The following is a 14,255-nucleotide window of genomic DNA, read 5'->3' on the forward strand; positions in this document are numbered from 1 at the left end:
CGCCCGTCGAGGAGGCCGTGGACGCTCGGTTCCATGCCGGCCGCGATGCGGCTCAGCGCGATGTCCCAGGATCGTCGCCGTGGTCGCGCGGATCCGAGCGAGGGGACGGCGGGAAGCGCAGTACCCAGCGGCGCTGCCACGGGGTCTCGACGGCCCGGGGGTGGTGGTGCTCGCGCGCCCAGGCGACGGCGTCGGCCGGGGCCAGGCCGGCCAGGACGGCGAGGCAGGCGACGACCGTGCCGGTGCGTCCGACGCCGCCCCCGCAGGCGACCTCCACCGCGATGCCCGCCCGGGCCCGCTCGTGCAGCGCGCGGATTCGCCGCACGGCCAGATCGTGGTCGCGGGGCAGCAGGAAGTCGGGCCACCGGATCCACGCGTGCGGCCAGCGCAGCTCGCTCTCCCGGCGACGGCGGAGCCGGTCGGAGCCGAGGTACAGGCCGAAGCCGGGCACCGGCCCTCCCGGCGGCGGACGGCGCAGGCCGCGGCCGCGGATCCAGGAGCCGTCCGGCAGCTGGACGGCGCCCACGAGCGGCGGTCCGTTCACCGGCCTGCCTGCCGGGCTGGTCGCCGCGTCGTCCTCGGGGTCTCGCATCGTGTTCTCCCTGTGTCTCTCACCGGGCGCTGCCCAGTCGATGCCGTGCGCGGTGATTGGCGACATTGAGCCGGTTGCCGCACAGCTCGGGCATGCAGTAGACGCGGCGCCCCCCGCGGCTGGTGTCGACGAACACGCCGCGGCAACCGGGGGCGACGCAGGCGCGGAACCGGCCGTGGCCGAGGGCGCGGACGGCGCCGAGCAGCCCGACACCGATGAGCGCGGCCAACTCCTCGGCGGGCGACGCGCCCGGCGCGGTCGGGACGTACCACTGCCACCGCCCACCGGGATCGCGGTCCAGCACCGGGCTGAGATCGGCCCGCCCGGCCAGCACGGCGGCGCCCGCGACGGCCTGGTCCTCCGTCTCGGTCTCCACGACGCCACGCGCCTCCCGGCGCAGCAGGTGAACCTCGCGGACGTCGTCGCCGGTCGGCGGCCGTCCGTCCGCCAGGGCGTCGAGTCGCAGCCCGTGCTCCGCGAGGAAGCGCGTCAACGCCTCCGGGGTCGGCAGGGCGTCCCCGGCCGCCTGCACGGTGGGCGAGGTGTTGGCCAGGTCGCCGGCCACGGCCGCCCCCACCGCGTAGTCGGCGATGGAGATGCGCATGTCTCACCGCCTTCCATGTAACCGATAAAACGAAAATATACCCCTTACATGGAGGCGAAGTCACGGTGACGTCGCGGGCTGCGCCCGAGCCGGCGGGGAGGGTGCGGACCGGTGGCCTGTCAGAAGAAGGCTGGAAATTTTTCGTAAGGCTACTTGCGAACCAGTCTGCCGGTAACCTATAACTGAATTAAGAGGTTTCCGAGAAGGCAGGCTTGAGGATACCTGCCAGTTCACACGGAGGTGGTTACCGATGCTGCTGACGTCGATCGACCCGTTCATCCAGGAGTTCGACCGCCAGTTCGACCGGCTCGCGCGTCAGGCCCTGGGGTCCGGTGACGCCGCCGCTCGCGGGGCCATGCCGCTGGACGGTGTGCGGCGCAAGGACGACGTCCTCCTGAAGTTCGACCTCCCGGGCATCGACCCCGACACCATCGAGGTGACCGTCGACCGCGGGGTGCTCTCGGTGAGCGCCGGTCGCGAGGAGGAGTACGGGGAGGAGGACCGCCTGTTCGTCCGCGAGCGTCCGATGGGCACCTTCACCCGCCGCGTCTACCTGTCCGAGCACCTCGACAGCGACAAGATCGACGCCGCCTACTCCAACGGCGTCCTGGCGGTGCGCATCCCGGTCATCGAGCGGGCCAAGCCCCGCAAGGTCGAGATCCAGAAGGCCGAGAACACGTCCGACCAGAGGTCCATCAAGGCGTGAGGTCCAGGGTCTGACCGACGAACCTCCTCGGGGTGGGTGCCGGATTCCGGCACCCACCCCCGCACGTTTCCCGCCCTGCCACCGTCACGGACCTCCCATGAACTCCAGCGAACCCCCACGAACCCGTACGGGAAAGGAGCGGTGATGGCCCGGTTGCCCTTCGACGACGAGCACGCCCCGCTGTACTCCGTCGGCCAGGTCGCCGACATGCTCGACGTCGAGCAGGCGTTCCTGCGCCGGCTCGACGAGCACGACGTGGTCAGTCCCGCCCGCTCCACCGGCGGCCAGCGGCGCTACACCCGCCACGAGATCGGCGACCTCCAGGACGCCATCCGGCTCGTGGGCGAGGGCATGACCCTCGCCGCCGTCCGCCGGATCTTCACCCTGCAGCAGCAGGTCCGCGACCTGCAGGAGGAACTCGCCAGGGAACGCGCCGCCCGGCGGGAGGACGGCTCCTCCGGGCGGCCGTGACCGCTCACCCCTTGACGGCGCCGATGATCACCCCCTTGGTGAAGTGCCGCTGGACGAACGGGTAGAGGAACAGCACCGGGAGCAGCGCGACGACGATGATGGCCATCTGGATGGCCAGGCTCGGCGGCGGGGCCTGCCCGGTGACGGTGCCGACGCCGGTCTGGCCGACGATCAGCGACTGGCCCTGGAGCACGTACTGGCGCAGCACCACCTGCAGCGGCCACTTGGCGTTGTCGTTCAGGTAGAGGACGGCGTTGAAGAACGAGTTCCAGTAGCCGACCGCGTAGAACATGCCGATGACGGCGGTGACGCCCTTCGACATGGGCAGCACGATGGTGCGCAGGATGCGGAACTCGCTCGCGCCGTCGATGCGGGCGCTGTCGGTCACCTCCTCGGGGATGTTCATGAAGAACGCGCGCATCACCACGAGGTTGAACGCGGTGACCGCCCCGGGCAGGATCAGCGACCAGTACGTGTCGATCAGCCCCAGCGAGCTGACCAGCAGGTAGTTGGGGATCAGCCCCGGGCCGAACAGGAAGGTCAGCAGGATCAGGAACAGCATCGGCCGGTGCAGCAGCGACCCCGGCCGCGACAGCCCGTAGGCGGCCAGCACGGTGACGGTCAGGCTGATCGCCGTGCCGACGAGGGTCACGCCGAGGCTGACCCCGACCGACCGGGTCACCACGCCGCCGGAGAACAGCTCCTCGTACGCGGCCAGGGACAGCCCGCCCGGCACGGTGACCAGGCCACCGGCCTCCGTCACCGCCTCCTGGGTGGACAGGCTGGTCAGCACGACCATGTAGATGGGGAAGAGCACGCACGCGACGATGAGCGTCAGGACGAGCCCCTTGAGGAGCCCGCCGGCGCGGCTGGGCCGCTCGGCCCAGGGGGGAAGAGTCGTCATGATCGTTTGTAGATCCCCTGCTCGCCGAATCGGTGGGCGACCTTGTTGGCCACCAGGATCAGCACCAGCCCCACGAGGCCCTTCACCAGGCCGGCCGCCGCGCCGTAGCTCCACTCGCCGGTCAGCAGCGTGCGCCAGTACACGAACGTGTCCAGCACCTCGGCGGCGTCCCGGCCGACCGCGTCGCGCTGCAGGAAGAACTGCTCGAACCCGACGTTCAGCGCCTCGCCGAGGCGCAGGATCAGCAGCAGCACGATGACCGGGCGCAGGCCCGGCAGGGTGATGTGCCACAGCCGCCGCCAGCGGTTCGCGCCGTCGACGGCGGCGGCCTCGTAGAGGTTCTGGTTGATGGCCGCCAGCGCGGCCAGGAAGATGATCGTTCCCCAGCCGGCGTCCTTCCAGACCGTCTCCGCCGTCACCAGCACGATGAACGTATCCGGATTTGTCATGATGTCGATGCCGTCGTACCCGTGGTCGCGCAGCACCTGTGAGAGCAGGCCCGCACCCCCGAACATCTGCTGGAACAGCGTGACCACCAGCACCCACGAGAAGAAGTGCGGCATGTAGACGATGCCCTGGATGAACACGCGCAGCCGGGGCCGCACCACGCTGTCCAGGAGCACGGCCAGCATGATCGGTACGGGGAAGTAGAAGACCAGCTGGAACGCGGTGATCGTCAGGGTGTTGAGCGTCGCGTCCCAGAAGCTCGCGTCGAACACCAGCCAGTGGAAGTTGTCGAGCCCCACCCACGGGCTGTCCCCGATGCCCACGTACGGCGAGTAGTCCTGGAACGCGATCACGTTGCCGAGCAGCGGGACGTAGTGGAACAGGACCAGCAGCCCGATCGCGGGAAGGGCCATGAGCAGCAGCTGCCAGTCACGTCTCAGGCGCGCGCGGAAGGATCGTGGGCGCGCCCGGCTTGTCCTCGGACCCCTTTTACGGACATCCTTGGAGGTGCCGGCGCCGGCGGGTGAGGTCAGGTCACCCGCCGGCCCGGTCCTTCCTTGATCCCCGGACGTCGTCCTAAGCACGGCCGTTGTCCCGCAGGACCTTCATGTAGAAGTCGCGGGCCTCGTCCCCGCCGTCCCGCCGCCACTCCGTGGCGATCTGCTTGGCGTCGCTCACCGGCCGCCGGCCGCGCATGATGTCGGTGAACTTGTCCTCGGTGGGGACCTGCAGCCCGGAGAACTTCGAGGGCCGCTGGATCCTGATCCCGTCGAACGGGCCCTTCTCCAGGTACGGGAAGCTCGCGTTCTGCCACTCCATGTTGAGCTTGACCGCGTCGGGGAAGGGCCAGTCCACGTACTGCGGGCGCCCGCCGAGGAAGCCGTAGGTGTAGGCGACCTCCTTGCGGTTGAGGTCGGTCTGCACCGGGATGTTGTCCTCGCCCCGGGTGAAGTGCTTTCCCTCCACGCCGAAGTTGGAGAGCTCGTACTCCTTGGTCCCGTACGGCGCCGCGCACCAGTTGAGGATGGAGAGGATCTCCTCCACCTTCTCCTTCGGCAGGCCCTTCTTGACGAAGGTGAAGAGGCCCGCCGCGTTGTTGTGGTACATCAGCGGCGTGCCGCCGTCGTGGGAGAAGAGCGGGAAGGCGCCCAGGCCGAAGTCGGGGTTCTTGCCGCGGTGCTGCTGCAGGAGCTCCTTCCAGCCGCCCAGCCCGTCGCGGTAGATCAGGATCTGCCCGCTTCCGATCAGCTCCTTCTCGTTGGCGCCCTTGCTGCCGGCGACGGTCGGGTGGACCAGTCCTTCCTTGAAGACCTTCCGCATGAACTCCAGCATCAGCTCGAACTCGGGGGTCTCGTACTTGTGGACGAGCTTGCCGCCCTCGTACCGCCACTCCTGCGGGATGCGGAAGGTCGGCCACATCATCTCGTGGATGCTGCCGAACGCCCAGCGCTTGGCCTTGGCGTCGGTGACCTCCCTGCCGAGCTCGAACAGCTCGTCGGCGGTCTTGGGGTTGGTGTTCCAGCCGTTCTTGTCGAACAGGTCCTTGCGGTAGAGCAGCGCGAAGGGGTACGGCTCGGTCGGGAACGGCACCGCCATGAGCCTGTCGTTCCAGACCGACCACTGCCACGCGGCGGTCGGCAGGTTGGCCAGCAGCGGGTAGGGCTTGACCTTGTCGCCCTGCAGGTACGGGGTGAGGTCCTCGAAGGTCTTGTCGACGGCGGTGTTGAAGTCCGCCATCTTGTCGATCTCCCAGCTCGGGATGACCATGATCTCCGGGATGTCCCCGGAGGCGAGCCTGGCGATGGCCTTGTCGGCGTAGACGTTGCCGTCGGTGATCTGGAACTCCACGGTGGCGCCGATGTCGGCGTTGACGGCCTGGAAGTAGGAGTTGCTCGCCAGGCCGGGCGGCGGCGGGCCCCACAGCGGGGTCATGGCCTTGTAGGTGCCCCCCTTGCCCGCCTTCTGGGTGAGCGCGGCGGTGGGGGTGGCCGGGTAGGAGGTGAAGCCGCCGCTGACGTCGGGGACCCCCGGAAGGGTGGAGATCGTGCCGGGGATGTCAGGCTTGATGCCGGGGAAGGCGGTGTAGGTGGGGGTGAGGGACGTCAGCTTGTCCGCCGCGGCGGCCGTGGCGCCCCCGCTACCGGGCCGGGGGCCGGTCGGGGCGGAACACGCGCCCAGCAGACCGCCGCCCGCGACCATCGCGGCGCTCAGTCCCACCAGCCCGAGGAATCCACGGCGGCTGGTCATCGCGCCCGGGGGAAGATCTTTCACGGGGCGCTCCCTTCGTTGTTTCGAGACGGATCCGGGGTGTCGTGGGGAACGGCTCCGGGGTAGAATTAGTTAGTCTTTCGACCAAACAAATTAGTCGAGGGTGGCCGCCGCCACAAGGGACCGCCGATCGCGGGGCGCCGGGGAGCGGTCACGGATTGGTGAACGATGGGGCATGATGGGGCCAGCCTGGCCGAGCGGGAGCGGGACTCACCTTGATCACATCTACGACTGACCCGCGGCCGGCCGACTTCGCCGACGTGCGGGCCACCAACCTCGCCGTCGTGCTGAGGTTCGTGCGAGAGCACGCGCCGTGCTCGCGGGCCGACATCGCGGCGTCCACCGGTCTCAACAAGGCGACCGTGTCGAGCCTCGTCGCCGATCTGATCGACCGCCGCCTGGTCAGGGAGACCGGCCTGACCGAGAACCGCGTCGGCCGTCCCGCCACGATGCTCGTGCTCGACGGCTCGCCGTACGCGGCGATCGGCATCGAGGTCAACGTCGACTACGTCACCGCGGTCGCGGTGGACCTGTCGGGGGAGAGGCTGCTGTCCTGGCGCAGGTCCTTTTCCGGCGCGGCCGGCACGGCGGGCCAGGCCATGGCCACCGTCGCGGGGATCGTCCGCCGCGTCGTGACCCGGATGGCGAAGGAGGAGCGCCAGGTCCTGGGGCTGACCGTGGGCGTGCCGGGACTGATCGGCGCCGACGGCACCGTGCGCATCGCGCCCAACCTCGGCTGGCGCGACGCCGACCTCTGCGGCGACCTCACCAAGGCCCTGCGCGACCCGGGCTTCCCCGTCCAGGTCGACAACGACGCCAACCTGGCGGCCCTGGCCGAGTACCGCTTCGGCCCGCACGCCGGGACGGCCAACCTGGTCTACCTCACCGGCGAGATCGGCGTCGGGGCCGGGGTCATCCTCGACGGGCGACTGCGCCGCGGCGGCCAGGGGTACAGCGGCGAGATCGGCCACATCCAGCTCGACCCCTTCGGCGCCGAGTGCCGCTGCGGGCGCCTGGGCTGCCTGGAGGCCGTCGCCGGGATCGGCGCGGTGCTGGAACACGCCGCGATCTCGCCCGCCGAGGTCGAGATCGAGCTCGACGAGGTGGTGCGGCTGGCCCGCGCGGGCGACGCGCGCACGCTCGCCCTCCTGAGCTCCGTGGGCCACAACCTCGGCAAGGGCGTGGCCCTGATGACCAACCTGCTCAACCCCGAGGTGGTCATCCTGGGCGGTTACTACGTGCCGCTCGCCCCGTGGCTGCTGCCCTCGGTGGAGGCCGAGACCCGGGGGCGCACGATCGCCCCGGACGCCGGGGGCTGCCGGGTCGTGGCCTCCACACTCGGGTACGGGGCGGCCGCGCTGGGAGGCGCCGCCCGGGTGCTCGACTCGGTGGACTCCGGACGCCTGCCGCGGGTCTCGTGATCCGCCGGCCCGTGTCCCGCTGACGCCGCGACGGACACCGTGCCGGACGGACGCCGCCTGGGATCCACGCTGTTTTCAGCTGGTTTCACGATGCTCCCGGCGGATCTCCTGACCCGGATCCCGAGGGCCCGGGTCGCTCACAGGCGGTCTTGCGCTCCGGCTTCCCGGTGGAACGCAACCGTTTGCCGCCGCCTCTTGACCTTGGCCGCACAGGAGTGCACCCTTCAGGGAAGCTCCGTTCGAAACACGCGCGAAACGGACGCCGGAGCGCGCGGGTGAGACGGAGTTTTCCCTGACCGATTGTCGAAGCGCTTCGACTGAGGCGTCCTTCCAGGTCGGAACCCTGTCGGAACCCCGTCTGCACCCTGTTGGAACCACGTCGGAATCGAAGCGCTTCGACGCTCTCAAAGGGATGGTCCCCGATGAACGAACCGTTCCGTGACCCGGAACTCCCCCTCGCGCGGCGCGTCGCGGACCTGCGGGGCCGGCTGACCCTGGAGGAGAAGATCGGGCTGCTGCACCAGTACCAGCAGCCGGTGGAGCGCCTCGGGGTCGGTCCGTTCCGTACCGGCACCGAGGCGCTGCACGGCCTCGCCTGGCTCGGCCCGGCGACGGTGTTCCCGCAGGCGGTCGGGCTGGCCAGCACCTGGGACCCCGACCTCGTCCGGCGGGTCGGCGAGGCGACGAGCGACGAGGTCCTGGCCTTCCACCACAAGGATCCGGCGGGGGCGGGACTCAACGTCTGGGCCCCGGTCGTCAACCCGCTGCGCGACCCCCGCTGGGGCCGCAACGAGGAGGGCTACTCCGAGGACCCGTGGCTGACCGGTGTCATGGCGACGGCGTACGCCTCCGGCCTTCGTGGGAGCGATCCCACGGTGCTGAAGACCGCGCCCACCCTCAAGCACTTCCTCGGCTACAACAACGAGACGGACCGCTGCGTCACCTCCAGCGACCTGCCGCCCCGCGTGCTGCGCGAGTACGAGCTCCCGGCCTACCGGCCCGCCCTGGAGAGCGGCGCCGCGGTCGCCGTGATGCCCTCCTACAACCTGGTCAACGGCCGCCCGGCCCACCTCAGCCCGCTGATCGGCGAGGTGCTGCGGGCCTGGGCGCCCGACGACCTCCTCGTGGTCAGCGACGCCTACGCGCCCGCCAACCTCACCGGCCTGCAGGGCTACCACGACGACCTCCCCGAGGCGTACGCCCACGCGATCAGGGCGGGGCTCGACAGCTTCACCCAGGACGACGACCGCCCCGAGGCCACCCTCGGCCACCTCCGCGCCGCGCTGGAGCGCGGCCTGCTCACCGAGGCGGACGTCGACGCCGCCGTACGGCACACGCTGTCCGTCCGCTTCCGGCTGGGCGAGTTCGACCCCTCCACCCCGTACGACGACATCACCGAGGCGGTCGTCAACTGCCCCGAGCACCAGAGCCTGGCCCGCGAGGCCGCCCGGCGCTCGATCGTGCTGCTGAGCAACGACGGCGTCCTGCCGCTGGACGCCTCGGTGCGCAGGATCGCGGTCATCGGCCAGCTCGGCGACACGCTCATGGAGGACTGGTACTCCGGGACCCTCCCGTACGCCGTCACCGCCCGCGCCGGGCTCGCCGAGCGGTGCGAGACCGTCTTCTGCGAGGCCGTGGACCGGATCACCCTCTCGGTGGACGGCGGCGCGGAGGGCGTGAACGGCCGTCACGTCGTCGCCGACCCCGACGGGGGTCCGCTCGGGGTCGGCGACGAGCCCGGCCTGTTCGACCTGTTCGACTGGGGCGGCGGCTGCTACGCCCTGCGGGCCGTGGCGACCGGGCGCCACCTGTCCGTCGACGACGACGGGGTGCTGGTCAACGACCAGCCGGGTCCCAACGGCTGGGAGGTGCGCCAGACCTTCCGCACCGAGGACCGCCCCCGTGGCGCGCTCGCGCTCCGGCACATCTCCACCGGCCGCTACCTCGCCCTGGACGGCGAGGTCTTCCGCCTGGCCGCCGACGCCGACGCCGCCGCCTGGTTCACCGTGGAGCGGGTCGTGCGCGGCGCCGAGGCCGCCGCCGCGCTCGCCGCGACCGCGGACGTGGCCGTGGTGGTCGTCGGCGACCACCCGCTGGTCAACGGCAGGGAGACCGAGGACCGCCTCGACCTCGCGCTGCCCGCCGCGCAGCAGGCCGTGGTCGCGGCGGTGCGCGAGGCCAACCCGAGAACCGTCATGGTGATCAGCAGCGGCTACCCGGTGACCTGGGACATCGACGACCCGCCCGCGGTGCTGTGGTCCTCGCACGGGGGCCAGGAGTACGGGCACGCGCTGGCCGAGGTGCTGTTCGGCGACGCCGCCCCCGAGGGGAGGCTCACCCAGACCTGGTACCGCTCGGCGTACGAGCTGCCCGACCTGTTCGACTACGACATCATCGCCTCGGACGCGACCTACCAGTACTTCAGGGGAACCCCGCTCTACCCCTTCGGCCACGGCCTCGGCTACACCACCTTCGACTACGCCGACCTGGCCGTCTCGGTGGAGGGCGGCGACGGCAGGGTCACCGCCTCGGTCACCGTGACCAACACCGGTTCCCGCGAGGGGGTGGAGGTCGTCCAGATCTACACCCGCCAGCGGCGCTCCCGGGTCAAGCAGCCGCTGCGCCGCCTGCGCGGCTTCGTCAAGGTGCGCCTCGCCCCCGGTGAGAGCACCCGGGTCGACTGGGGCCTCGACATCGCGGAACTCGCCTTCTGGGACGTCACCAGGGGCCGGTTCGTCGTCGAGGACGCCCCCCACAAGATCATGATCGGCCGCTCCTCGCGGGACATCCGGCTGTGCGCCCCCTTCCACGTCGACGGCGAGCGGATCCCGCCGCGCGACGCCCTCGCGGGCCCGATCGCCGCCGTGGACCACGACGAGTACGACTCGGTGACGTTCGTGGACGCGGCCAGGGTCTCCGGCGACGCCGTGCGGTCCACCGCCGAGGGGGCCTGGATCGTGTTCCGCGCGGTCGACCTGGGGGAGGGGGCCGCCTCCTGCGCCGCCGTCGCCGCCGGAGAGGAGGGCGGAGTGATCACTCTGCGCCTGGACGACCCCCTCTACGGACCCGTCGCCGGCGACCTCCCCGTCCCCCGCGCGGGCCGCCACGACCTCGTCGAGGTGCGCACCGGACTTGCGGAGGCGAGGGGAGTCCACGATCTTTATGTGGTGTTCGAGAATGCGGGGATCACCGTCGCCTCCCTGAGCTTCGGCGAGGCCGGGTGAGCGGGCGGGCGGTGACCATCAGCGAGGTCGCCAGGCACGCGGGGGTCGCGGTGAGCACGGTGTCGTACGTGCTCAGCGGGAAACGCGCGATCTCGGCCGACACCCGGCGCCGGGTGCTCGACAGCGTGCGGGTCCTGGGATACCACCCCAACGCCGGGGCGAGGGCCCTGGCCAGCAAGCGCGCCAACGTCATCGCGCTGGTCCTGCCCCTGAGGGCCGGGGTGCACGTCCCGGTGCTGATGCAGTTCGCCACCTCGGTGGTCACCGCCGCGCGGCGCTACGACCACGACGTGCTGCTGCTCACCGCGGACGAGGGCTCCGACGGGCTCCGCAGGGCGGCGGCGAGCGCGCTGGTCGACGGGCTGGTGCTGATGGACGTGGAGCTCCACGACAGCCGGGTACCGCTGTTGCGGGAACTCGCCGAACCCAGCGTGCTGATCGGGTTCCCCGCCGCCTCGGCCGGTCTGACCTGCGTCGACCTCGACTTCGCGCGGGCGGGCGCGCTCTGCGTGGAGCACCTGGCCGAGCGCGGGCACCGGGAGGTCGCGCTGCTCGGCGCGCCCTCGGTCGTCTACGAGCGGGGCACCGGCTTCGCCCGCCGCACCCGGGAGGGCTTCGCCGCGGCCGTGGCCGAGACCGGCCTGACCGGGGTGGCCCTGCCGTGCGAGGAGAACTTCGACCAGGTGTCCACCGCGATCGCCGGGCTCCTCGACGCCAGGCCGCGCCTGTCCGGGCTGGTCGTGCACAACGAGGCCGCGGTCGGCCACGTGCTGGGGGCACTGCGCCAGTACGGCAGGCGGGTGCCCGGCGACATCGCCGTGGTGGCGATCTGCCCCGACGACATCGCGGAACGCGCCAGCCCGCCGCTCACCTCGGTGCTGATCCCGGCCGAGGAGGTGGGCCGCCAGGCGGTCCGGCTGCTCATGGAGAAGCTCGAAGGCCGCGCCGTCCCCGACGGCACCCTGCTCCAGCCGAGACTCACCGTTCGCGACAGCACCTGACCGGCCGTCCCCGACGGCATCCTGCTCCGGCCGGGACTCACCGTTCGCGACGACACCCGACCGGGAGTCCTCCGTGACGCCGACGGGCGCGCTCCCCTCCCGGAGAGCGCGCCCGTCGGCGTCACGTTCGTTCCGTCCTGCCTGTCCTGCCGATCGGCTCGCCGTGGACGGCTACCAGTCGCCCCCGCCGAAGTCTCCGCCGCCGAAGTCGCCTCCGCCGCCGAAGTCACCCCAGCCGCCGCCGCCGAAGTCGCCTCCGCCGCCGCCGAAGTCGGTGCCGCTCTCGGCGCCGCCGCCGTAACCGCCGTAGCCGAAGCCGCCGCTCATCATGCTGCCCATCATCGTGCCGACGAGCATGCCGGTCATGACGTCGCCGAAGCCGCCGTAGTAGCCGTAGGCGTAGGGCTGGTAGGCCGGTCCCGCGTCGTAGTACGGGCGGCGCTGGCCGTTGACCATGACCTCGCGCGTCTGCGGCTCGAAGCCGCGCTCGACGGCCTCGGCGTCGGCCGCGCAGGCGGGCACGTCGCGCAGCGCGCCGCCGGGCGGGGCCCAGCGCACGTCGCGGGCGGAGGGGCCGTGCTGCGGGTTGAAGAAGCACGGGGAGCGCCGCTCGGGCACCGGCTGGTGGTTGACGCGCGCCTTCACGCAGGCGAGGGCGTAGCGGCCCTCCTCCAGCGCGGTGGTCACGCCGCGGAACTCGTCGGGGCGCTTGACCGCCGCGAGCTCCACCTTGGCACGCTCGTAGGAGTCGAGGGCGCGCTGCCAGTCCTGCTGGTGGTCGCCGCCGTCGTTGAGCAGCTTCACGTCGGTGTCGAGGTCGGTGATCTCCTCACCGAACTTGGTGACGTCCTCGTCCACGGTCTGCTTGACCGCGGCCAGCTCGGCGGCCTCGCGCTCCTCACGCTGCTTCTTCTTCTTGCGGGAGTAGAGGAAGATGCCCGCGCCGCCGGCCAGGGCCAGCACCAGGATGCCGACCAGCACGCCCCCGCTGGAGCCGCCGGAGGAGCCGGAGGAACCGGACGGGGCACCGGCGCCGACGGCCGCCTCGTCTGCCAGCTTGACGAAGTTGATCACGTTGTCGGTCGGGCTGCCGGTGGTCTTGGCCCGTCCGAGCAGCTCGTCGACGTCGACGCCCCTGACGTTGGTGACGCCGAACGGGGTCTTGCCGCTCATCACCAGGACGGTGGACTTCGACCCGACGCCCTTGAGGAGCGAGCTCAGCAGGGTCCTCGCCTGGGACTGGCTGCTGATCGAGCCCTCGGGCAGCATCGCCACGTAGACGGAGGAAGTCTGGTCGGCCGCGCCGCGCATGGCGTCGACGGCGTTGGGGGGCAGCCCCGCCGCGGGATCAACGTAGAAGTTGTCCCCGTCCTTCAGCTCCGAGACGATCGCACTTGGATCTGGCGCCGCGGCGTGGGCCGCCGGGGCGATCATGAACATGGCCAGTAGCCCGGCGAACAATGCCATGATCGTGGCACCGAAACGACCTGGCGCGGCTTTTGTGGTGGTCACGGCAGAAAGCCTCCTTCGTCCTGAAGACGAATGAGCGGGCGGCAGAGTTCCCTACCCCTCGACCGTATCCCCTCACGGCCCGCGTCAGGCATCTCTCGGGCACCCGGTATCCGATCGTCGTGCCTGCCCCGGCCCGCGGGCGCGCTCAGGCGTCCTTGATCTCGCAGATCGTGGCGCCCGAGGTGATGCTCTGGCCGACCGACGCGGCCAGTCCCGTGACGGTGCCCGCCTTGTGGGCGGCGAGGGGCTGCTCCATCTTCATCGCCTCCAGCACGACGATCGTGTCACCGGCCGCGACGGTGTCGCCGTCGGCGGCCACGACCTTGACGATCGTGCCCTGCATCGGGCTGACCAGCGAGTCCCCGCTCGTGGCCTTCCTGGCCACCCCGCCGCCCCGGCGCGGCGCCTTCGAGGCACGGCCCGCGGCCGCGCTCCCGCCGCTCCCGGCGCTCCCGGCGTTTCCCGCGGCGAACCCCGGGGGAAGCACCACCTCCAGCCGCTTGCCGCCCACCTCGACGGTGATCCGCTCCCGCTCGCCCGGCTCCTCGGCCGTGTCCGGCTCTCCCTCGTACGGCGTGATCGTGTTGTCGAACTCGGTCTCGATCCACCGGGTGTGCACCGAGAACGGGGCGCCGGTGAACGCCGGATCAGCCACCACGGCCCGGTGGAAGGGCAGCACGGTCGGCATGCCGCCGATCTCGAACTCGGCCAGGGCCCTGCGCGAGCGCTCCAGGGCCTGCGCCCGGGTGGCCCCGGTCACCACCAGTTTGGCGATCAGGGAGTCGAAGGACTGCGGGACGGTCATGCCCGCCTCGTAGCCGGCGTCCAGACGCACCCCGGGCCCCGAGGGGGCGCTCATGCGCGTGATCGTGCCGGGGGCCGGCAGGAAACCGCGCCCGGCGTCCTCGGCGTTGATCCGGAACTCGATCGAGTGGCCGCGCAGCACGGGGTCGCCGTAGCCGAGCTCCTCACCGTCGGCGATGCGGAACATCTCCCGTACGAGATCGACGCCCGCGACCTCCTCGGTCACCGGGTGCTCGACCTGCAGGCGGGTGTTGACCTCCAGGAAGGAGATCGTGCCGTCCTGGCCCACCAGGAACTCGCA

At 71.3% G+C, this 14,255-nt stretch carries 12 protein-coding genes; 5 read left to right on the top strand and 7 right to left on the bottom strand.

What is annotated here, in order from left to right; genetic code table 11:
- Window positions 1-52: 52 nt before the first annotated feature.
- Window positions 53-592 carry a protein-tyrosine phosphatase family protein gene (locus ACTOQ3_RS36080; protein ID WP_440087958.1) on the bottom strand — a complete coding sequence of 180 codons (540 nt, stop codon included), beginning with the start codon at window positions 590-592 and terminating at the stop codon, window positions 53-55.
- Window positions 593-611: 19 nt separating this feature from the next.
- Window positions 612-1,196, bottom strand: coding sequence for a CGNR zinc finger domain-containing protein (locus ACTOQ3_RS36085; RefSeq protein ID WP_440087959.1), 585 nt, complete (start codon window positions 1,194-1,196; stop codon window positions 612-614).
- Between the two features lie 250 nt (window positions 1,197-1,446).
- On the opposite strand from ACTOQ3_RS36085, the gene ACTOQ3_RS36090 reads away from it, so the two are divergent.
- A complete protein-coding gene (locus tag ACTOQ3_RS36090; RefSeq protein WP_440087961.1) occupies window positions 1,447-1,902 on the top strand; it encodes an Hsp20/alpha crystallin family protein in 456 nt (151 codons plus the stop codon).
- Window positions 1,903-2,046: 144 nt separating this feature from the next.
- Window positions 2,047-2,373, top strand: coding sequence for a MerR family transcriptional regulator (locus tag ACTOQ3_RS36095; protein WP_440072622.1), 327 nt, complete (start codon window positions 2,047-2,049; stop codon window positions 2,371-2,373).
- 4 nt (window positions 2,374-2,377) lie between these two features.
- Here ACTOQ3_RS36095 and ACTOQ3_RS36100 read toward each other — a convergent pair whose 3' ends face one another.
- Genes ACTOQ3_RS36100 through ACTOQ3_RS36110 form a run of 3 tightly spaced genes read right to left on the bottom strand, consistent with a single transcriptional unit; the run spans window position 2,378 to window position 5,995 of the window.
- Window positions 2,378-3,277 (bottom strand): carbohydrate ABC transporter permease, encoded by a 900-nt coding sequence (locus ACTOQ3_RS36100; RefSeq protein ID WP_440087963.1) that lies wholly within the window; start codon window positions 3,275-3,277, stop codon window positions 2,378-2,380.
- Entirely contained in the window at window positions 3,274-4,257 is a 984-nt protein-coding gene (locus tag ACTOQ3_RS36105; protein WP_440087976.1) for an ABC transporter permease, read from the bottom strand. Before ACTOQ3_RS36105 ends, ACTOQ3_RS36100 begins: the two co-directional genes overlap by 4 nt.
- A gap of 43 nt (window positions 4,258-4,300) precedes the next feature.
- Window positions 4,301-5,995 carry an extracellular solute-binding protein gene (locus ACTOQ3_RS36110; RefSeq protein ID WP_440087964.1) on the bottom strand — a complete coding sequence of 565 codons (1,695 nt, stop codon included), beginning with the start codon at window positions 5,993-5,995 and terminating at the stop codon, window positions 4,301-4,303.
- A gap of 212 nt (window positions 5,996-6,207) precedes the next feature.
- On the opposite strand from ACTOQ3_RS36110, the gene ACTOQ3_RS36115 reads away from it, so the two are divergent.
- The 3 genes from ACTOQ3_RS36115 (at window position 6,208) to ACTOQ3_RS36125 (ending at window position 11,638) form a co-directional block, all read left to right on the top strand.
- Window positions 6,208-7,413 (top strand): ROK family protein, encoded by a 1,206-nt coding sequence (locus ACTOQ3_RS36115; protein ID WP_440087966.1) that lies wholly within the window; start codon window positions 6,208-6,210, stop codon window positions 7,411-7,413.
- 422 nt (window positions 7,414-7,835) lie between these two features.
- Entirely contained in the window at window positions 7,836-10,637 is a 2,802-nt protein-coding gene (locus tag ACTOQ3_RS36120) for a glycoside hydrolase family 3 C-terminal domain-containing protein (protein ID WP_440087967.1), read from the top strand.
- An 11-nt stretch (window positions 10,638-10,648) separates the two neighbouring features.
- Window positions 10,649-11,638, top strand: coding sequence for a LacI family DNA-binding transcriptional regulator (locus ACTOQ3_RS36125; RefSeq protein ID WP_440087968.1), 990 nt, complete (start codon window positions 10,649-10,651; stop codon window positions 11,636-11,638).
- Between the two features lie 171 nt (window positions 11,639-11,809).
- Here ACTOQ3_RS36125 and ACTOQ3_RS36130 read toward each other — a convergent pair whose 3' ends face one another.
- Window positions 11,810-13,150, bottom strand: a complete 1,341-nt coding sequence (locus ACTOQ3_RS36130; RefSeq protein ID WP_440087969.1) for a hypothetical protein — start codon at window positions 13,148-13,150, stop codon at window positions 11,810-11,812.
- A gap of 145 nt (window positions 13,151-13,295) precedes the next feature.
- A partial coding sequence (locus ACTOQ3_RS36135) for a biotin/lipoyl-containing protein (RefSeq protein WP_440087971.1) occupies window positions 13,296-14,255 on the bottom strand: 960 nt, incomplete at its 5' end.

It is taken from the genome of Streptosporangium sp. LJ11 (assembly GCF_051918945.1).
In the GTDB taxonomy this organism is placed as follows: domain Bacteria; phylum Actinomycetota; class Actinomycetes; order Streptosporangiales; family Streptosporangiaceae; genus Streptosporangium.

Coding starts and splice junctions, on each gene's coding strand:
- ACTOQ3_RS36080 (WP_440087958.1), bottom strand. CDS start 592: ATGCGAGACCCCGAGGACGACGCGGCGACCAGCCCGGCAGGCAGGCCG.
- ACTOQ3_RS36085 (WP_440087959.1), bottom strand. CDS start 1,196: ATGCGCATCTCCATCGCCGACTACGCGGTGGGGGCGGCCGTGGCCGGC.
- ACTOQ3_RS36090 (WP_440087961.1), top strand. CDS start 1,447: ATGCTGCTGACGTCGATCGACCCGTTCATCCAGGAGTTCGACCGCCAG.
- ACTOQ3_RS36095 (WP_440072622.1), top strand. CDS start 2,047: ATGGCCCGGTTGCCCTTCGACGACGAGCACGCCCCGCTGTACTCCGTC.
- ACTOQ3_RS36100 (WP_440087963.1), bottom strand. CDS start 3,277: ATGACGACTCTTCCCCCCTGGGCCGAGCGGCCCAGCCGCGCCGGCGGG.
- ACTOQ3_RS36120 (WP_440087967.1), top strand. CDS start 7,836: ATGAACGAACCGTTCCGTGACCCGGAACTCCCCCTCGCGCGGCGCGTC.